15 protein-coding genes are annotated in these 19,298 nt (G+C 71.6%); 9 read left to right on the forward strand and 6 right to left on the reverse strand.

Going from position 1 to position 19,298, the window contains the following annotated elements:
• Window positions 1–4 precede the first annotated feature (4 nt).
• Genes ACWD0F_RS06880 through ACWD0F_RS06890 form a run of 3 tightly spaced genes read left to right on the forward strand, consistent with a single transcriptional unit; the run spans window position 5 to window position 1,586 of the window.
• Complete coding sequence (locus tag ACWD0F_RS06880) at window positions 5–553, forward strand: hypothetical protein (RefSeq protein ID WP_449872973.1); 549 nt, start codon at window positions 5–7, stop codon at window positions 551–553.
• 7 nt (window positions 554–560) lie between these two features.
• Window positions 561–1,367, forward strand: coding sequence for a hypothetical protein (locus tag ACWD0F_RS06885; RefSeq protein WP_449872974.1), 807 nt, complete (start codon window positions 561–563; stop codon window positions 1,365–1,367).
• Window positions 1,368–1,382: 15 nt separating this feature from the next.
• A complete protein-coding gene (locus ACWD0F_RS06890; protein WP_449872975.1) occupies window positions 1,383–1,586 on the forward strand; it encodes a hypothetical protein in 204 nt (67 codons plus the stop codon).
• A gap of 136 nt (window positions 1,587–1,722) precedes the next feature.
• On the opposite strand, the gene ACWD0F_RS06895 is transcribed toward ACWD0F_RS06890, so the two are convergent.
• Both ACWD0F_RS06895 and ACWD0F_RS06900 read right to left on the reverse strand, forming a co-directional pair.
• Complete coding sequence (locus ACWD0F_RS06895) at window positions 1,723–2,139, reverse strand: ATP-binding protein (protein ID WP_449872976.1); 417 nt, start codon at window positions 2,137–2,139, stop codon at window positions 1,723–1,725.
• Window positions 2,140–2,154: 15 nt separating this feature from the next.
• Window positions 2,155–2,925: a SigB/SigF/SigG family RNA polymerase sigma factor gene (locus tag ACWD0F_RS06900; RefSeq protein WP_449872977.1), complete on the reverse strand. Its 771-nt coding sequence runs from the start codon at window positions 2,923–2,925 to the stop codon at window positions 2,155–2,157.
• Window positions 2,926–3,099: 174 nt separating this feature from the next.
• Here ACWD0F_RS06900 and ACWD0F_RS06905 point away from each other — a divergent pair, with 174 nt between their 5' ends.
• Complete coding sequence (locus ACWD0F_RS06905) at window positions 3,100–3,456, forward strand: STAS domain-containing protein (protein ID WP_449873554.1); 357 nt, start codon at window positions 3,100–3,102, stop codon at window positions 3,454–3,456.
• Between the two features lie 17 nt (window positions 3,457–3,473).
• Here ACWD0F_RS06905 and ACWD0F_RS06910 read toward each other — a convergent pair whose 3' ends face one another.
• Complete coding sequence (locus ACWD0F_RS06910) at window positions 3,474–4,190, reverse strand: ANTAR domain-containing response regulator (RefSeq protein WP_449872978.1); 717 nt, start codon at window positions 4,188–4,190, stop codon at window positions 3,474–3,476.
• Between the two features lie 58 nt (window positions 4,191–4,248).
• Here ACWD0F_RS06910 and ACWD0F_RS06915 point away from each other — a divergent pair, with 58 nt between their 5' ends.
• Both ACWD0F_RS06915 and ACWD0F_RS06920 read left to right on the forward strand, forming a co-directional pair.
• Window positions 4,249–6,081, forward strand: a complete 1,833-nt coding sequence (locus ACWD0F_RS06915) for a SpoIIE family protein phosphatase (protein WP_449872979.1) — start codon at window positions 4,249–4,251, stop codon at window positions 6,079–6,081.
• A gap of 111 nt (window positions 6,082–6,192) precedes the next feature.
• Window positions 6,193–7,296 carry a glycosyltransferase gene (locus ACWD0F_RS06920; RefSeq protein ID WP_449872980.1) on the forward strand — a complete coding sequence of 368 codons (1,104 nt, stop codon included), beginning with the start codon at window positions 6,193–6,195 and terminating at the stop codon, window positions 7,294–7,296.
• Window positions 7,297–7,393: 97 nt separating this feature from the next.
• On the opposite strand, the gene ACWD0F_RS06925 is transcribed toward ACWD0F_RS06920, so the two are convergent.
• Window positions 7,394–8,461 carry a PucR family transcriptional regulator gene (locus ACWD0F_RS06925; protein WP_449872981.1) on the reverse strand — a complete coding sequence of 356 codons (1,068 nt, stop codon included), beginning with the start codon at window positions 8,459–8,461 and terminating at the stop codon, window positions 7,394–7,396.
• A gap of 76 nt (window positions 8,462–8,537) precedes the next feature.
• Between ACWD0F_RS06925 and ACWD0F_RS06930 the strand changes: the two genes are divergently transcribed.
• Window positions 8,538–9,455: a proline dehydrogenase family protein gene (locus ACWD0F_RS06930; RefSeq protein WP_449872982.1), complete on the forward strand. Its 918-nt coding sequence runs from the start codon at window positions 8,538–8,540 to the stop codon at window positions 9,453–9,455.
• Complete coding sequence (gene pruA / locus ACWD0F_RS06935; RefSeq protein WP_449872983.1) at window positions 9,456–11,081, forward strand: L-glutamate gamma-semialdehyde dehydrogenase; 1,626 nt, start codon at window positions 9,456–9,458, stop codon at window positions 11,079–11,081.
• A gap of 72 nt (window positions 11,082–11,153) precedes the next feature.
• On the opposite strand, the gene ACWD0F_RS06940 is transcribed toward pruA, so the two are convergent.
• Window positions 11,154–15,122 carry a S8 family peptidase gene (locus tag ACWD0F_RS06940; protein ID WP_449872984.1) on the reverse strand — a complete coding sequence of 1,323 codons (3,969 nt, stop codon included), beginning with the start codon at window positions 15,120–15,122 and terminating at the stop codon, window positions 11,154–11,156.
• 187 nt (window positions 15,123–15,309) lie between these two features.
• Window positions 15,310–18,192 (reverse strand): helix-turn-helix transcriptional regulator, encoded by a 2,883-nt coding sequence (locus ACWD0F_RS06945; RefSeq protein ID WP_449872985.1) that lies wholly within the window; start codon window positions 18,190–18,192, stop codon window positions 15,310–15,312.
• Between the two features lie 145 nt (window positions 18,193–18,337).
• On the opposite strand from ACWD0F_RS06945, the gene ACWD0F_RS06950 reads away from it, so the two are divergent.
• A complete protein-coding gene (locus tag ACWD0F_RS06950; protein WP_449872986.1) occupies window positions 18,338–19,297 on the forward strand; it encodes a GlxA family transcriptional regulator in 960 nt (319 codons plus the stop codon).
• Window position 19,298 lies beyond the last annotated feature (1 nt).

Genomic DNA, 19,298 nt, shown 5'->3' on the forward strand with positions numbered 1-19,298 from the left:
CAATATGACCACCATCATCTGGGTGGCCGTCGTCGTGGTCGTGGTGGTGGCGCTCGCCGCAGTGGGTTTTGTCGTACTGCAGCAGCAGAAGCGTCGCACCCATCTCCGCGAACGTTTCGGCCCGGAGTACGAACGCATAGTCGCCGAGCGCGACAACCGCCGCGACGCGGAGCAGGAGCTGCTCAGCCGTGAGCAGCGGCACTCGGAGCTCGACATCCGCCCCCTGACGGATGAGTCGCGCGACAGCTACGCCGGCCGCTGGACCGAGGTGCAGGAGCGCTTCGTGGACGCGCCCGGGTTCGCGGTGACGGAGGCCGACCAGCTGGTCACCGCCGTCATGGCGGAGCGGGGCTATCCCACGGAGGACTTCGAGCAGCGCGTGTCCGACCTGTCGGTGGGCCACGCGGCGACGCTCGACCACTACCGGACGGCTCACGAGATCAGCGGGCGCGCGGCCAGGAAGGAGGCCTCCACGGAGGAGCTCCGGCAGGCCATGGTGCACTACCGCGCGCTGTTCGAGGAATTGCTGCACGAGACCACCCAAGGACGGTGACGACGATATGAGTGACGAGCTGAAGGTGCCGTCCCAGACGGCCGACGACAGGACCAGGGACGGCGCCGACGACCGGGCCGACCGGGATGACGAGTTCGGCACCCCGCCCGGCGACGCCACGAGAGGGCCGGGCGATGAGAGTGCCGGCTACTCCCCCGACGACCCCGGCCACCCCTATGCCAACGACGACGAGCGCGACCCGTACCCCCGGAGTGACCTCCCCAAGCGGGAGACGGCCGGCGACGGCGATGAGGCGGACGTGCGTCACGACGCGTACGACCGTGACAGCGTCGACGACGAGGACCCCCAGAGCCCCCGCACCGACGACGAGTACACGACCCCCGGAACCCCCGGCAGCACCACCGTCACCCCCGGCGCCCCAGAGGACGACGCGGCCTACCGCGACCCCTATGCCAGGACCGGCGACATGCTGACCGACCCCGACCCCGACCCCGACCCCGCGCACACCCCTGTCGCGGCCGACGAGCGCCCGGCGCACGCGGCTCCCGACGAGGTCTCCCTGTTCGACCAGGACCCCACCGAGGTGCAGGGCCGCTGGCGCGACCTGCAGGCGGGCTTCGTCGACGACCCCTCCGAGGCGGTGCAGCGGGCGGACGGTCTCGTGGGCGAGGTCGTGGAGTCGCTCACCAGCAGCCTCACCACCCGTACGAACGCCCTGCGCGACCGCTGGAAGGACGCCGAGACGGCGGACACCGAGCAGCTGCGCCTGGCCCTGCGCGACTACAGGAGCGTCCTGGAGCGGCTCCTGGCCCTGTCCACCCATCAGCCCCTCTCGGGCGACCGGACCCACTGAATGAGGTGAGGTGACATGCTCGCAATCGTCGCAGCGATCATCTTCGGGCTGGGCTTCCTGCTCGACCTGGTGGGCGCCCGGATTCCCGGGGGTTTCACCGGGATGACGTTCGTGCTGCTGGGTCTGGCTCTGCTGGCCCTGCATCAGGCGGGCGTCGGCACGGCCGGCATCCGCAGCGGCTACAGCAACTGGCGCGGCCGTAACCGTACCCGCCGTTGACAGCTCGGATCATGGCAATGAACGAGGGAGATCGCCGGATGCGGCGGTCTCCCTCGGCTTGAGCCCGGATGCGGCGGTCTTCCGCAGGCGAAGTCCGGACGCGGCGGGTCCCCCGCTGCCGACCGGGGAGAGACGTTCAGCCTCCCTTGCCGGGGAACCGCATGATGACGGTGCTGCCGCCTCTGCCGACCCGCAGGGTCAGGTCGGAGGAGAGCAGGCGGGCCACCCACAACCCCATGCCGCCCACGGACCCCGGGAGCGGACCGGGCTTCCAGGCGCCTTCGTCGTGCACTTCGACGATCAGGTCGCCGCTCACCAGCCACGTGCGCAGGAACCCGCGCTCGGCCCCGTGCGTGACGGCGTTGGTGGCCACCTCGTTGACGGCGATGACGAAGTCGCCGATCGCCTCGTCGGGCATGCCGGCGGCGCGTGCTTCGTCCTCGGCGAACTGCCGGACCTGCGGCAGATCCGGCAGGCGGAAGTGCAGCCTTTTCACGGGCACGCCGGGCGGCGGGCTCGTGAAGCCCGGCTGAGGCTCTACGTCCTCGTTCACCCAGCGGCCCACCTATCAGCCGACCAGCTCGGTGCGCAGCTGGTCGAGAACCTTGCGGAGGATGCGTGAGACGTGCATCTGGGAGATCCCGAACTCCGCCGCGATCTCGGCCTGCGTCATGTTGCCGAAGAAACGCAGCAACAGGATGTGCTTCTCACGGGAGGGCAGCGCGTCGATGAGCGGCTTGACGGCTTCCCGGTCGACCATGTTGCTCAGCGTGTCGTCGTCCTCGGGGATGACGTCGCCGAGCGAGGCGGCGTCGTCGTCGGTGCCGAGCGGCGCGTCGAGCGACAGGGTGCTGTACGCGGCGGAGGCGTCGAGCGTCAGCAGGACGTCCTCCTCGGTGATGTTCATCTTGGCCGCCAGCTCGGCCACCGTCGGCGACCTGCCGAGATCCTGGCTGAGGTCGGCGACGAGCCTGTTGAGCTCCGAGCGGCGCTCCTGGTAGAGGCGCGGCACGCGGATGGCCCAGGTGCGGTCGCGGAAATGGCGCTTGACCTCTCCGGTCATCGTGACGACGGCGTAACCCCGGAAGGCGTGGCCGAGGGTCGGGTCGAAGCCGTTGACGGCTTTCATCAGGCCAACATACGCGGCCTGGAGGAGATCCTCCAAAGGTTCGCCACGGTAACGGTAGCGGCGGGCGATCTCCATCGCCAGCGGCCGGTGCATCTCGACGATGCGCTCGCGCAGCCGCTCCCTGTGGCCGTCGGGGGTCTCTTCCCTGGTCATCTCGGCCAGGAGGTCTTCGGCGGTCATCTCCTCGAGGATGTATTCCTGCACAGCCATCGCTGCTCCTCATATGGATCGCAGGCGGCCTCCCCAAGGATAAAAGCCCAGGCAGAGGCACGCCTCGCTCTACTCTCGAGACGGAAGCCCTCTGCTGGACTTCGGATCCAGTGTCCCCCATGTCGTCAGAAGTATTCCTCTCTCGCGTGGTGACAGTAGGGTTGCCACGTGACAATGCCGGAGAATGGTGAAGGGTCCGCGGCGGCTCTGAGCCTGACGTCGTCGACCGTGGACGAGATCACGGTGATCAAAGTCGACGGTGTGCTCGACGCCACGACACGCGAGCAGTTCGCGGACTACCTGTCGATGGCGGGTTCGGATCTGATTCTGGACCTGGCCGGGGTGACGTTCATGGACTCGCGCGCGCTCGGGCTGATCGTCCACCATTGGCAGACGAGCCTGGCCTCGGACACCAGGTTCGCGCTGATCGGAGTCGAGTACTCCAAGTCCAAGGTGATGTGGATCACCGGGCTGGCGCAGCGGCTGCCGCTTTTCGACACGCTCGACGACGCGTTGGCCGCCATTGGGTGAGCCTCGCTCGACCAGGGTCAGCGCTTCGACTTGCGCTGGTGCTCGTCGACCAGCAACCTGGCCAGGTCGGCCACCTTGACCTGGTGGTGCTGGGAGATCCGGCGCAGCTCCTCGAAGGCGGCCTCGGCGGTGCAGTTGCTGGTCTGCATGATGATGCCCTTGGCCTGATCGATCACCGAACGTCCGGCGAGCGCCTCCTGGAGCTGGGCGGCGTCGGTGCGTACCTCGTCGAAGTCCCACATGTTGGCCATGGCCACGCCGACCTGCTCGGTCAGCATCTCGGCGAGGGAGTGCGCGCCCTGCGGGGAGAAGGCCGTGGGGCGTACGGAATAGAGGCCGACGAGCAGCAGCGCGGGTGCGACGTCGATGGGGACGACCAGCACGGAGCGCACGCCCCAGCGGGTGGCCAGCGCGTCGTAGCGGGGCCAGCGGGTCTCCTTGAGCACGTCGGCGACGGTGGCGCGGCCACCGCTGGAGCGAGCCTCGACAGAGGGGCCCTCGCCGATCTCGCGCTCGCCTTCGACGAGCATGATGAGCTCGCTGTGGGAGCTGGAGACGACGACCCTGCTGTCGCGCCAGTGCTCGGCGGAGGCTCCCGAGCAGCCGGGGACACCCGCGGCCAGCGCGGAGGTCAGGCCGCGCAGGACGCTCTCCGTCGAGGTGTCCTCGCCCAGGCGTCCCAGCGCTGCCAGGTCGCGGGCGAGACCGGGAGTGATCATCGCAGTCGATTCCATAGCAACAAGCCTCTACCCGATATGGCTACCAATATCCCGCGTAGCGTAGCGTCAGAGGATGACCATGCCGGACCTCGAGCACGCGCTGGACGCGCTGGCCGGGCGTGTCTCCTCGTTGCGCGAAGCCAGGACCGCCTACCCCTCCGACCTCGCCCCTACCCTCGACGCCGCGCTCGCGGAGCTCGACACCGCCGCCGAACTGCTGGCCGAGGCCAGGCTGGAGCTGCGTAAAGCGCCCAAGCGGGCGACCGGCAAGAAGGACAGCGGGCAGCGCGAGCTGAAGCTGCTGCGCCAGGTTTTCCGGGCCTTTCCGGTGCCGGTCGCCGTGCTGGACGGCGGCGGAGTGGTCCGTCGGATCAACCCTGAGACCTCGCGGATGCTGGGCAGCCCCGACGGCTATCTGGTCGGCCGGTCGTTCCCGCTGCTGGTGGACGTGTCCCGGCGGGCGGCGTTCCGGTCGCATCTGACGTCGGTGCTGCAGACGGGGCAGCCGGCGGCGTTCGAGACGCGGCTGGCGCACCAGGGGCGGACGCACACGGTGCAACTGGCGCTGACCCGGCTGACGATGCCGGGCGAGCCGCAGCAGATGGTGGCGGTGGTGGCGCTGCCGACCGAGGTGCAGCTTCCCGAGCCGGGCGGGCAGCGGCCCGAGCAGGCCGACGGCGCGCTGCTGCTGGCGGCGGCCAAGCGGCAGGATCTGCTGTCCAAGATGGCCGCGCTCCTGCTCGACGAGGAGTCGCTGCGGCGCCCGGTGGCGCTGCCGCGGGCGACGCGGCTGCTGGCGGCCGAGTGGGCGGACTGGGTGATCGCGGACGTGGTCCGCGACGGGCTCCCCCGCCGCTCTGTCGTGGTGGCGCCGAAGAACCAGCCGATCGGCGAGCTGGTCCGGCAGGTGGAGTCCGCCGACCCCTCGGGCAGCCAGGCCGTGCTGCAGGTGCTGGAGCGCGGCTCCGGCGTGGTGCGGGAGATGGTGGACGACGAGACGCTGCTGGGCTTCTGCGCCGACGGGCCGCTGCTGACGGCGATGGCCGCGGGCTCGATGTTGTGCGTGCCGATCGGCGCCAGGGACGGCGTGCTGACGCTGGTGCGCACGCACGACAAGCAGCCGTTCGCGCTGGCCGACCTCGCCGTCATGCAGGAGGTGGGGCTGCAGCTCGGGCTGGCGCTGCGCGCCCAGACCAGCTTCCAGAGCCGTTCGCAGGCCGCGGACGCGCTGTCGGCGAGCGTGGCGCCGCTCAACCTGCCCGATGTGCCCGGCTACGAGGCGGCGGCCGTCTATCACCCGGGATCGTCGGTCGGAGCGGAGTTCTACGACGTGTTCCCGGTGTCCGGCGGATGGGCGTTCGCGCTCGGCGGAGCGGCCGGCAAGGGCGAGGAGGCCGCGTCGGTCAGCGCCATGGTGCGCGGCGGGCTCAGAGTGCTCAGCACCTGGGAGACCGATCCCGACCTGGTGATGCGCAAGGTCAACGAGGCCCTGGTCGCGCAGGGCACCGGCATGTTCGTGATGGCGGTGGCCGGGTTCGTGCAGGGGCGGAAGATCAGCCTGTCCTCGGCCGGGCACCATCCCGCCGCGCTGCTGCAGGCCGACGGCGCCGTGCGCTTCGCGGCGGGCGGCGGTGTGCCGCTGGGCATCGCGCCGGAGGCGGAGACCGGGACCGAGACGCTGACCGTCGCCGCGGGCGAGACGCTGGTGGTCTATTCGGAGGGGCTGATCTCCTCCAGGAACGACCGCGGCGAGCCGTACGGCGAGGAGCGGCTGGCCGACGTGCTCGGCCGCTGCACGGGCCAGGCGCCCTCCACCGTGGTCAAGACGGTGGAGGCGGACCGGGCCGCGTTCTCGGGCGGCCAGGTGTGGGACGAGATCGTGGTGCTCGCGCTCCGAGGCGTCTGATCTGCGGGGGTTTGCGATCTGGGTAAACCTGGGTATTGTCGAGGGCATAGAACGACGTGCCTAAGACGCAGGCACACCTTTAATGCGCTTTCCATGCTGAGGTGTGCTGCCATGAATATCGCCATTGTCGCTTCTGCCGGGGGAAACCGGCGTCACCGCATCCTTTCTGTCGCTCGTGAGCTGGGCCGTGAGCACCACGTCACCATCTACTCCCGTCGTGACAACGCCGAGGGCAAGCCCAAGACGCGGGTGGCCCCGGGCGTCACGCTCGAGCAGATCGACGCGGGACCGGCCCAGGAGCTGACGGCCGACGATGTCGCCCCCTACCTCAACCAGGTGGGCGAGCATCTGTCGTTGCGGTGGAAGCAGGAGCGGCCCGACGTGATCCACGCCCATTCGTGGACCTCCGGCCTGGCCGCCGTGGCAGGAGCCAAGGATTTGAGCGTGCCGGTCACGCAGACCTTCCACATGTCCGACGCCACGCACAAGGAGCTGGAGCGGGCGCTCGGCCGCCGGGCCAACGCGGTCATCGCGGGCTCGGGCGACGAGGAGTCGGCGCTGATCCGGCTCGGCGTGCCGCGCAACAACATCGCCATCGTCCCTTACGGCGTGGACACCGAGAAGTTCCAGCGCCGCGGCGCGATGGCCACGCGGGGCACCCACAAGCGCCTCCTTCACGTCGGCCCGCTGAGCACCGATCGCGGCGCGCACACCATCGTGCGGGCCCTGCAGGGGCTCAACGACGTCGAGCTGGTCATCGCCGGCGGCCCCGAGCTCGAAGACCTGAACGACGACCGCGACGCGCGCCGCCTGCAGGCGCTGGCGGAGCAGCTCGGCGTCGCCGACCGCGTGACGCTGCTCGGCCACGTCAAGCGGGCCGCGGTGCCGAAGCTGATGCGCAGCGCGGACGCCGTGGTGTCGGTGCCGCGCGAGGCCGTGACGGGGATCGTCGCGCTGGAGGCCATGGCCTGCGGCGTCCCGGTGATCGCCTCGGCCGTCGGCGCGCACCTCGACTCCATCGTCGACGGCGTCACCGGCCTGCTGGTGCCGCCGGACCGGCCGGCGAGCACCGCTCGGCTGGCCCGCGAGCTGCTGTGGGACCCGACCCTGCGTACCGCGCTCGGCTACGCGGGCGCCGACCGGGCCCGCTCGCGCTACTCGTGGGAGCGCGTCAGCCAGGAGCTCATCCGCGTCTACGAGTCGGCCTGCGCCTGACTCCCCCGTCCCTACTCCGGCAGGCGGCACCAGCCGCCTGCCGACTCCATGCAGGGGCGGTCATCCGGGCTCCTGGGCGCGCAGGCCGGAGGGGCGGTCATCCGGGCTCCTGGGTGCGCAGCCGGGCGGCCTTGAGGGCCAGGTGCAGGGCCAGCCGGTCGTCGCCGTCCGTCAGCTCGCGGTGGGTGAGCCGCTCGGCCTTGCCCAGCCGGTAGTAGAGCGTCTGGCGGTGGATGCCGAGCTCGGCGGCGCTTTTCTGGACGTGGCCGCCGAGGTCGAGATAGACCTCCACGGTGTGGGCCAGCTCGGCGTCCAGCGCGGCCGTCTCGGCGGCCAGCTCGCGCAGGTCCGGCTGGCTCAGCCGGGCCAGCAGGCGGTGCACACCCAGGTCCTCCCAGCGGGCGATGGGGGCGTGCCGGGGGAAGTGCTCGGCGATGCGCAGTGCCTGGCGGGCCTCGCGCCAGCTCAGCCAGGCGTCGGCCGGGTCGGTGCGGGGGGCGCCGATGCCGGCCGCGGTGCCGTACGCGGTCTGGAGGGTCTGCGCCACCTCGCCGGCGAGGTGGGCGGGGGTGAGCAGGGCGACGGGCGAGCCGGTGCGGGCCAGGACGCCGCGCGGGAGTGTCCAGAGGGTGGCCACGCGCTCCTGCGACTCGCGGACGGCGACGGCGGCGACCGGGCCGGGCACCTCGATGGAAACGCCGGCGCGCTCCTCGGGGTCGGCGGAGAACAGGGCCAGCAGGCCGCGCCCGAGGTCCTGGCGGCTCATGGCCTCCTGGGCGAGCGCGGCGGCGGCCCTGGACACGAGCGGCGCGGCCGGCCGCAGCAGCTCGTCGGTGAGCTCGCCGGAGTCTAGCAACCACAGGTAACCGTAGGTGACATCGCCGTGACGCAGCGGCCAGCACACTCTGGCCAGAACCTTCAGCGCGGCGTCCTCGGGGATCCGGACCGGGCCGCCGGCCCTGGCGATGCCGTAGCGTTCGAAGTATTCGCGCACCTCGCCGGTGGCGCGCCGGCGCAGGATCGACTCCTGGCGGACGGTGTCGATGTCGCCGTGCTGCGCCCCGTAGGCCAGCAGGCGGAACGAGCGGTCCTCCAGCGTCGCGGACGCCCCGAGAAGGGTGGCGATCTCGTCGACGATCTCTTGCAGATCCGTGGTGTTGTGCATTTGTATGACAGCCTCCCACATGGGGCGTTACGCCCGTCGATGGCCCCCTCTGAGCTGCGTTTTCTAGACTGGAACCATGCTGGGTCAACTGCTGCTCGCCGCTTCCAGGAGCGGGCTCGTCCGCCGCTCCGTGTCAGGCTTTCCGCTCACCAAGAAGGTGGTCCAGCGGTTCGTCGCGGGTGAGAGCGTCCAGGAGGCCCGTGACGCCATCGAACGCCTGCGCGACGCCGGCCTGGCGGTGACCGTCGACCACCTCGGCGAGGAGACGCGCGACGCGCGGGCCGCCGAGGACACCGCGAACGCCTACATCACGCTGCTGCAGGCCGTCCGGCCGCTCCAGCTCGGCGCCAGAGGCGAGGTCTCGGTGAAGCTGTCGGCCGTCGGGCAGCGGCTCGACGACGCGATGGCCCTGGAGCACGCCCGCGAGATCTGCGCGGCCGCCGCGGCGGGCGGCTCGACCGTCACGCTCGACATGGAGGATCACACCACCGTCGACTCGACGCTGGGCATCCTGCGCAAGCTGCGCGAGGACTACCCGTCGACGGGCGTGGCGATCCAGGCGTACCTGCTCCGCAGCGAGGAGGACTGCCGCGACCTGGCGGCCGAGGGCTCCAGGGTGCGCCTGGTCAAGGGGGCCTACCGTGAGCCCGCCTCCGTCGCGCACCAGGGCAGGACCGATGTCGACAAGGCGTACGCGCGATGCCTGCGGATCCTCATGGCGGGGAACGGATACCCCATGGTGGCGACGCACGACGACCGCATGATCTCCATCACCGAGCTGCTCGCCGACCGGTTCGGGCGGACGGTGGGCGACCACGAGTTCCAGATGCTCTACGGAATCAGGACCGACCGGCAGGAGGCCCTGGCCGGGGCCGGCCACACGGTCCGCGTCTACGTCCCCTACGGCGATGACTGGTACGGCTACTTCATGCGCCGCCTCGCTGAGCGCCCCGCCAACGTCGCCTTCTTCCTTCGTGCCCTTGGGGGTAAGTAAATGGATGCCATCAGCAACGTTCCCGTTCCCGCGAACGAGCCGATCTTCGGCTACGCGCCGGGCAGCGCCGAGCGGGAGGCGCTGGCGGACCGCATCAAGGAGCTGGCCGGCGCCTCCTTGGACCTGACCATGACCATCGGCGGCGAGCAGCGCCTCGGCGGCGGCGCCGCCATCGACGTGGTGCAGCCGCACAACCATGCCTCCGTCCTGGGCCGTGCCAACGACGCCACGGCCCGGGACGTGCAGGACGCCGTCGACAGCGCGCTGCGCGCGGCTCCCGCCTGGCGGGCGCTGTCGTTCGACGAGCGGGCCGCGATCTTCCTGAAGGCGGCCGACCTGCTGTCCGGCCCGTGGCGGGCGACGCTGAACGCGGCGACCGTGCTGGGCCAGTCGAAGTCGGCGCAGCAGGCGGAGATCGACGCGGCCTGCGAGCTGATCGACTTCCTGCGGTTCAACGTGGCCTACGCGCGCCGGCTCTACGCCGACCAGCCGATCTCGTCGCCGGGCGTGTGGAACCGGATGGAGTACCGCCCGCTCGAAGGGTTCGTGCTGGCGATCACGCCGTTCAACTTCACCGCCATTGCCGGAAATTTGCCGACTTCTGCCGCTTTGATGGGCAATGTCGTTGTTTGGAAGCCGTCGCCCACCCAGCAGTTCGCCGCGCACTTCACCATGCGACTGCTGGAGGAGGCCGGCCTGCCGCCGGGCGTGATCAACCTCGTCACCGGCAACGGCCAGGCCGTCTCCGAGGTGGCGCTCGGGCACCCCGAGCTGGCCGGCATCCACTTCACCGGCTCCACCCCGACGTTCCAGCACCTGTGGAGCACCGTCGGCTCGAACATCGCCTCCTACCGCGGCTACCCGCGCCTGGTCGGCGAGACCGGCGGCAAGGACTTCGTGCTGGCGCACCCCTCCGCCGACCCCGCTGTGTTGTCGACCGCGCTGGTCAGGGGCGCGTTCGAGTACCAGGGGCAGAAGTGCTCGGCGGCGTCGCGGGCGTACGTGCCGCGCTCGGTCTGGAACCGGATGCGTGACGAGTTCGTCGCCACGGCCCAGTCGCTGAGCGTCGGCGACGTGGCCGCGGACCTGTCGACGTTCATGGGCGCGGTCATCGACGCGCGGGCGTTCGCCAAGCACAAGGCGGCGATCGACCGGGCGCGGGCGGCCTCGAACATCGACGTCCTCACCGGCTCGTACGACGACAGCGTCGGATATTTCGTGAAGCCGACCATCCTGGAGTGCTCCGACCCGACCGACGAGATCTTCGCCAAGGAGTACTTCGGCCCGATCCTGGGCGTGCACGTCTACGAGGACCGCGACTACGACACGGTCCTCGACCAGATGGAGGGCGTCTCCCCGTACGCGCTGACCGGGTCGATCATCGCCCAGGACCGGTACGCGATCGCGTCCGCGGCCGAGCGGCTGCGCTTCGCGGCGGGCAACTTCTACGTCAACGACAAGCCGACCGGGGCGGTCGTGGGCCAGCAGCCGTTCGGCGGAGGCCGCGCCTCCGGCACGAACGACAAGGCCGGCTCGATCTTCAACCTGACCCGCTGGGTGAGCGCCCGGGCGATCAAGGAGACGTTCGTCCCGCCGACCGACCACCGTTATCCGCACATGGGCTGATATACCGCCCATTCCGCAAGAGAGCCCCCGGTCCTGCCCCCGGGGGCTCTCTGACGTTCAGCGTGCGCTAGATCAGCGCAGGGCGAAGGCCCGCGTCACGGTGTGCTTGAGCCGGTTGCCCGCCTCGTCCCACGCCTCGGCCTTCAGGCTGACCGCGCCCTTGGTCGCGCCGAGCGCCGGGTACTTCGCGGTGGCGCTGTAGGTGCCGTCGTGCTTCCGCTTCACCTCGACGGGCCGCCAGGTGGCGCCGTCGTCGGTGCTCGCCCACAGCTTGAGCCCGGCGATCCGCGGCTGCGCCTCCCCTGACGGGGTGTGGAAGGCCTCGACCGTGAACGTGTGCGACCGGCCGGCCGCCACGGTGTTGTCCATCCGCAGCGCATCGCCCAGGTCGTAGCCGACGAACACCGCCTGTGTGGGCCCGCACTCCTTGGCATAGCCCCCGAGCACCTGGCCCACGCACATGAAGCCCGGCTGCGGCTTGCCCTTGACCGGCCGCGAGGCGAAGGTCCATTCGGCCTGTTCCGTCGCGTTCTTCGCGGTGAGCCGGTAGGTGCCGGGCCCTGCGGGAATGGTGAAGGCCGGCGCGTTCCGCAGCGCCGGGCCGAGCGGCGCCTTCGGGAGTTCCACGCCGTCCTTGGAGAACGACAGCTCGTACGCGGGGTCGAGGAAGCCCGTCTTCCAGAACCGGGTGCTGAAGTCCCTGTCCTCACCGACGCCGTTCGTGACGCCGATCTCGGCCCACAACGTGTCGCCCTCCACGCAGATGGCGCAGCGCAGGGTCGTGCCCAGCTCGGCGCCCGGCGCGGCCTTCGGGTCGGGGAGCGACAGGACGTTCGCCGGAGCCGTCGCGGCGCCGAGCACGGACGGCGTGGCGAACCACTGCTGCCTGGTGCGCCCCGGCCGGTCGAACACCTCGGTCCGGTACCGGGTCTCGTAGGTGGTCGTCTGGTCGGGGCTCTCCGCGGTCACGCCGTGCAAGTGTGTGACCTCAGGATCGACCGGGCCGACCCACTGCGGCAGGCTGCGAGGGCCGGTGAAGGCGACCGCGCCCCACGCCGACACCGTCGTCGGCTCCATGAACAGGTCGTCCTGCTTCCAGGTGTAGTGGAAGTCCTCGAAGGCGGCCGGCTGGGCGGAGTGCAGGTCCATGTCCACCTGGGCCAGGCTCCGCGCGCCGAGGTCGTAGCGCATCGAGGCGGGGATCCTGCCCTCCTCGTACGGCTTGAGCACGTAGCTGTAGGGGGTCTCGGGCGTTCCGCTCACCCGGACGGTGACCGGTCCGGCGGCGAGGCGTTCGCGCAGTTCCATGGCCTCCTTGTAGGACACCGAGGCGTTGCTGACGCCCATGGGCTTGGCGTCGCCGGTCAACGGGATCTGGATGACGTTCAGCGGGATCGTGCAGTTCGTGCCCTTCGCGGGGAAGTCGAGGATGCCGGCGGCGCCGGCGTCCCTGATCGGGCCGACCAGCTCGACCTGCAGGCCGCAGACCGGGCCGGACCACCCCTCGCCGCGTTCGGCCTCCAGCAGCACCAGTTTGCCACGCAGGTCGCGCCCGGCGAGGTCTTCGGGCCGGCCGAGGCCGACGTCGACGACCTGCAGGTCCCGCGTTCCGGTGAACGGCACGAAGTCGGGGTGATCGCTCTGCCGGCCCTGGCGCTCATGCTGCGGCGCGGCCGGGTGCAGGGTGAACCCCTTGCGCCCGGTCACGCTCATGGCCACCTCGGCCTGCCCCAGCGTCCACGCGCTGGCGAACTTGAACGCGCCCTTGGTGACCTTCTTGGTCGGCAGGACCCACATCTTGTCCCACGGCCCGGCCGGGAAGGCACCCGCCCAGGTCTCACCACCGGGGATGGTCCGCTGGAAGTAGCCGAAAGGGTTGCTGTTCAGCGGTTCGGCCGGCTTGGGGGTGTCGAAGCGCACCTGCGAGGCTTTCCTCGCGTCGAGCGTGATCTCCGTGTCGCCCTTGATGACGACCTGCGGGTCCATCAGCCAGGCGGTGTTGTTCCGGTCGTCGCCGTCGGACCAGGAGGCGAGCTGGGTCACGCTCACGGTCCCCTCGGGGACGCGGACGGCGACGGTGCCCTCGCCCACGAGTGCCTGGTCGCCGAGGAGGCCCAGGTTCCCGTCCACGTCGATGGTGTACTGGGCGCTCGGGTTGAGCGGGTTGCCGTCCCTGCCGATCGTGTGCACGGTGAGCATGTGCATGGGGGCCTCGCGCACGGCGCCCACGGGCGTGGTCAGCCGCACGTCACCGGCCTGCGCGGTGACCGCCCCGGTGAAGCGGCCGATCTCCAGCTTGGCGGGGTCCAGCGTGACGGTCGTCGTGGCCGTGCCGGACGCGGGGACGGTCAGCGAGGTCTCCGTCGTCAGCGCGCCCTCGATCGCCGGCCCGCGCACGTCGCGCAGCGCGCCGGACAGCGTGAGCGTGACCGGCTCCGAGCCCAGGTTGGTGTAGCTGATCTTCCGTTCGAGCGTGGCGCCCGCCTCGCTCACCGAGGCGAAGTCGGCGGCGGGGGTGGTGGCGAAGACCGTCTGGCGGTGCGCGCGGGCCAGGTCGACCCGGCCGGCGCCCTGCTCGTAGGCGGTGAGCGCGTCGTCCTTGGCCGTCGACATCAGGGCCGTCTTGATCAGCGGCCCCTTCCAGCCGGGGTGCTGCTGGGCCATGATCGCCGCGGCCCCGGCCACGTGCGGGGTGGCCATCGAGGTGCCGTTCGCCTTGGTGTAGTACGCGTCGACCGGGGTGCCCATCGAGGTGCCGGCCGCGCGGCCGGCCGCGATGTCGACGCCGGGGGCGGCGATGTCGGGCTTCAGCGCCATGTCGCCGAAGCGCGGGCCCTGGCTGGAGAAGCCGGCCAGCTTGTCGCTCTTGTCGACGGCGGCCACGGTGAGGGCCGCGTCGGCCGCGCCGGGGGCGGCGATCGATCCGGCCGTGCCCGCATTGCCGGCGGCGATGACGAACAGCGCGCCGCCGTCGGCGCTCAGCTCGTTGACGGCCTGGCTGACCGGGTCGGCTCCGTCGGTGGTCCCGCCGCCGAGGCTCATGCTGATCACCTTGGCGCCGCTGGTGGCCGCCCACTCCATGCCGTCGATGACCCAGGAGTCCTGACCTTCGCCGGAGTTGCCGAGCACCTTGCCGACCAGGAGGTCCGCGCCGGGGGCGACGCCCTTGTTCTTGCCGCCCGAGGCGGCCCCGCTGCCCGCGATCGTGGTGGCGACGTGGGTGCCGTGTCCCATGAGGTCCTGCACGGCCTCGTCGGGCACGAACGACCGCGACTCCGCGATCTTGCCCTGCAGGTCGGGGTGCCCGAGGTCGGCACCGGTGTCCAGCACCGCGACCTTGACTCCGGAGCCGTCGTGGCCACCCGCCCACGCCTCGGGCGCGCCGATCATCGGCACGCTCTCCGCCAGGTCCATCTTGATCTTGCCATCGAGCCAGATCTTGGCGATGCCGCCGGCCAGCCTGGCCGTGCCGGGGGCGACGGAGCCGCGGACCGCCTGCCAGAACGTGCCGGACTCGCCCTTGGTCACCTCGACCGCGGCCCCGTGGATGCTCTCCAGGGTGTGCGTGGGCGTGCTGGCCGGGATGGCGTCGGCGGTGCTCTTGAGCGAAGCCGCCGCGGGGGCGCCCTGGTACTGCACGATGACCGGGACCTGCGTGGTCCGGTCGTCGGTGTAGCCGTTCTCGGCCAGGTACTTGACGTTGAACAGCCGGCGGTCGAGCTTGCCCGCGTCGATGGCGGGCATCGCGTCGCTCGGCAGGACGTAGAGGCCGTCGGGGCCGCTCAGCGTGGCGAGCGTGGGCAGCGTGCCGTCGGCCCGGCGAACGGGCTCGGTGTCGACGGCGTACCTGCCGTCGCCCATGCCGGTGAGCCTGACCTTGTCTCCGGTGATCAGGGTGACGGCCTGGGTGCCCGCGCCCAGACCGGACAGCTTCACGGGGGGCGCGGCCGGAGCCGGAGCCGGCTCGGCGTGTGCGGCGGGCGGGGACAGCGCCGTGAGGAGCGCGAGCGCGGTCGCCACGGCGTATAAGGGCTTCTTCACGGGCACAGGGGGACTGCCTTTCCGCGGAGGGTGGGGGTCATACCGGCTCGAAGCCGTCAGGAGGTACGAGCTCTGGCTCGGAGTCCACGTCCGGCTCGGGCTCTGGCTCGGGAACTGGCATAGGACAAGCGTGATCGCTGAGCCATTCGTGGAGGTATGGGGAACCCCATGGGGAAAACTCCCCAATTCACCGGTAGAAGTGGGCCAGCTCCGTCCGCGACCGGGCGCCGACCTTGCGCATGGCCGCACTGAGATGCTTGTCGACCGTCTTCGGCGACAGGAACATCTCCTTGGCGATCTCCTGGTTGGTGCGCCCCGTGGCGGCCAGCCTGGCGACCTGCTCCTGACGCGAGGACAGCGCCGAGCCCCCCGTCTCGCGCGGCGCGGCGAGCTGCTGGAGGCGTACCCCCCAGGTCCGGCCCAGCCGGTTGGCCCGGTCGAGGTCCCAGCCTGCGCCGAGTTCCGCGTACGCCGTGGTCGCCGCCTGCAGGAGCGGGCCGGCGGCCGGGTCGCCCACCGCGTGGAGGCAGGCCGCCGCCTGCTCGTCCGCCTGCGCGGCGTCGTAGGCAGCGGGGAGCGCGCGGAAGCTCGCGGCGGCCGCGGTGAACGATCGGGCGGCCTCGGCCCACCGCTGGTCCGCCGCCTGGAGCTGCCCGCGGGCCTGCCCCAGCGCGGGAACGGCCAGCGGCGCGTCCAGCCCGCGCAAGCGCGCCTCGTAGCGGTCCACCAGCTCGGCCGCCTCACTCCCCCGCCCGGCCGCGAGCAGCGTCTCCACCAGCGCGGGGACCGCGCGCACGCCCGCGGGCCACATCTCCTTGCTCTCCCACGCGCGCACCGCGGCGGCGGTCTCCACGATCGCCGCGTCGTGCTCGCCCCGCGCGACGGCCAGCCGGAGCAGCATCGAGACGGGAACGGGCAGCAGGTCGAAGTCGCCCATGGCGAACGCGCGCCCGATGACGTCGCGCAGGGCGTCCAGCGCGAGATCCAGGCGTCCTGGCGCGGGCGACAGGCACGCCGTGACCGTGTCCACGATGAGGCTCTCGTGCGGCCGGGCGTTACCCTGCCTGCGCAGGGCGTCCACCATCGGGCGGAGGCCGTCCCACGAACCGCGGCAGTAGTCGACGATCGCCAGCACCGCCCTGGTCCGTTGCTCGCTGATGCCGGGCAGGTCGGGGTCTGCGGTGTCCAGCGCCGTCTCCAGCAGGATGCGGGCGAGGTCGTGGTGGCCGACGTAGCCCGCGTCCTCGGAGATGGAACGGTAGGCGTTGGCCTCCTGATGGTCGCGGGCGCGGCCGCCGGTCTCCACGCGGAGCTGCTCGGCGAGTTCGGCCCAGCGTGCGTCGCCCATCAGGACGAACACCATCGCCAGCTTGCCCAGGACCAGCAGCCGCATGGCGCGATCCGCGACGGCGGGCAGCAGCACGAGCGCCTGGTTCAGCCGGCCGCGCTCCTCCTCGGGTGAGACGCCCGGCACGGTCGGCAGTCCCATCACCACCAGCGCCCACGCGGCCAGGTCGGGACGGTCGCCCAGGTCTTCGACGGCTCCGGCCAGCATGCTGTTCCTGCCCGCCTGGTCTTCCCGCGTCACCTCGTAGTGCATGCCCGACAGGAATCGCAGCTCGCCGCGGAGCACGTCCGGCAGCTCGCCGCGGAGCGCCTCCGTGATCAGCTCGCGCACCGAGGGGAAGGGCAGCACGTGCAGGGCCGCCCAGCCCAGGCGCACGGTGAGCTGCGCCCGCCGTACCGGATCCAGCTCCGCGTTGCGCAGCAGGTGCTCCAGCAGCCGCGTGGCCTCGGCCTCGTCGCCGAGTGCGGCCGCCTGCTCGGCCGCCCGCGCGGCCGCGTCCACCCACTCCAGCGTCCTGCCCGCCTGCCGCAGGTGGTGCGCCATCTGCCCGAGCGGCACCTGCCGCAGCCCCTGTACGGCCGCCGCCGCGGCCGCGTGCATCGCCCGCCTGCGCCCCACCGGGATCGCCTCGTAGACGGCCTGCGCCGCCAGCACATGCCGGAATCCCACGGTCCCCGCACGTTCGGCGAGCAGCCCCGAGTCGAGTGCGCCGTCCATCGCCTCGGGCTCGGGCCGCCCGGCCGCCTGCGCCAGCACCGGGGCGGGCACCGCGAGCTGGAGCACCGCGGCGGTCTCCACCACGGCCCGCGCCTCGGCGGGCAGCCGGGACACCCGTTCCTGCACGGAGGCCCGCACGCCCACGGGGACGTCCAGCTCGTCGAGGGCCCGTCGGGCCCAGCCGCCGTCCCATTCGATCAGCGCGCCGCGGGTGCGCAGCAGCGCGAGCAGCTCCTGCACGGCCAGCGGCAGCCCCGAGGCCCGGGCGCACAGATGCTCCGCGAACTCCTGCGTCACCTCCTCCACACCCAGGATCGCCGCGGCGAGCACCCGGGTCTGCGCCGTGTCGAGCGGAGCCAGCGCCAGGTGCTCGTGCCGGACCGAGTCGGGCGGGCGCGCCGTCATCGCGCGGACCGCCGCGGCCGCCTCGTCGCCCCGGTAGCTCAGCACCACCGACAACTCCCCCTGCGGCGTGCGCAGCAGGTAGCTCAGGAACTCCACGGTCTGCTCGTCCGCCCAGTGCAGGTCCTCCACCACCAGAACGGCGGGACCCAGCGCGATCAGCACCTCGACCAGGCCGCGGAACAGCCGGTGCCGCTCGGCCGCCCGGCTCTCCAGCGGCTGGGGCGACTCGGGGAGCACCGCTTCGAGCTCGGGCAGGAGCGCGCGCAGCGCTCCGGCGACCGGTGAGAGGGCGGCGCCGGCCAGGTCGGCGGCGCGACCGCGCAACGCCTCCACGATCGGGCCCAGCGGGAACGGCTCCCTGATCTGCCCGCAACCACCGCTGAGGAAGCGGCGATCCGCCAGCTCGGGCCGGGTGGCCAGCTCGGCCAGGAGCCGTGACTTGCCGATGCCGGCCTCGCCCTCGACCACGGACACCGAAGGGGCGGCGGCCACCGCGGCGACGAGCCTTTCCAGCTCTTCATCTCGGCCCACCAGGATGGGCGACACCGATCCGCCGAACGCCCCGGACCCGTTCATCAGCACCAGCCGCGCATCTCTCACCGTGCCTTGATCACCACACTGGCCATGCGATCACGCATTCAACCCCAAATCATAAGGAATGTCACTTTGGCACCATTGATGGTTGGCGTAATGTGCAATAACCGTGTCGTTGACGCCAGAGTGGGCTCGCGACCAGCATGAAGGCATGCAAAGACGGGTTCTGATCGTCGTCTTTCCCGGTTTCCAGCTCCTGGACATGGCCGGGCCGGCCGACGTCTTCGCGACAGCGGACCTCATCGCGCCCGGCTCCTACCGGGTCGAGGTGGCGGCCGTGCGCGCCGGAGCCGTACGGGCGGGGAACGGCGTCGAGGTCACCGCCTCGGCGCTCGGCGAGGTGGACGGCCCCGTCGACACGCTGCTCGTGGCGGGCGGCCTGTCCATGGCCGAGCAGGTGCGGGATCCCGAGCTGGTCGGGGGCATCGTCACGCTCGCCGCGGGGGCCCAGCGCATCGCCTCCGTCTGCAACGGGGCGTACCTGCTGGCCGAGGCCGGGCTCCTGGACCGGCGGCGGGCCACCACGCACTGGCTGGCCGCCGACGAGCTCGCGACCCGCTACGAGAAGGTCGACGTGGACCCCGACCCCCTCTACATCGAGGACGGGAACGTCTGGACCTCGGCCGGCGTCCTGTCCGGCGTGGACCTCTCGCTCGCGCTGGTGGCCAGGGACCATGGTCACGCGCTGGCCAGCAGCGTCGCCAGGGGGCTCGTGGTGTATCTGCACAGGCCGGGCGGGCAGAGCCAGTTCAGCACGCCGATGCGGGTCATGACGCCGCGCAGCGAGCCGCTGCGCGAGCTGCAGGCCCACATCGACGCGAACCCGGCCACCGACCTCAGCGTGCCCGCGCTGGCGGCCCGCGTCGGGATGAGCGAGCGCCACTTCTCCCGCGTCTTCACCGAGCAGACGGGCCTGTCCCCCGGCCGGTACGTCGAGCGCAGCCGGGCCGACACCGCCCGGCGGCTCCTGGAGGTCACCGGGCATCCGCTCGACACGGTGGCCAGGGAGTCGGGACTCGGCACGCCGGAGACCCTCTACCGCGTGTTCCGCCGCCGCTGGCGGATCTCACCCGGCGACCATCGTCGCCGGTTCCAGTCGAAGGAGAAATGAC

It is taken from the genome of Nonomuraea sp. NPDC002799, from assembly GCF_053592075.1.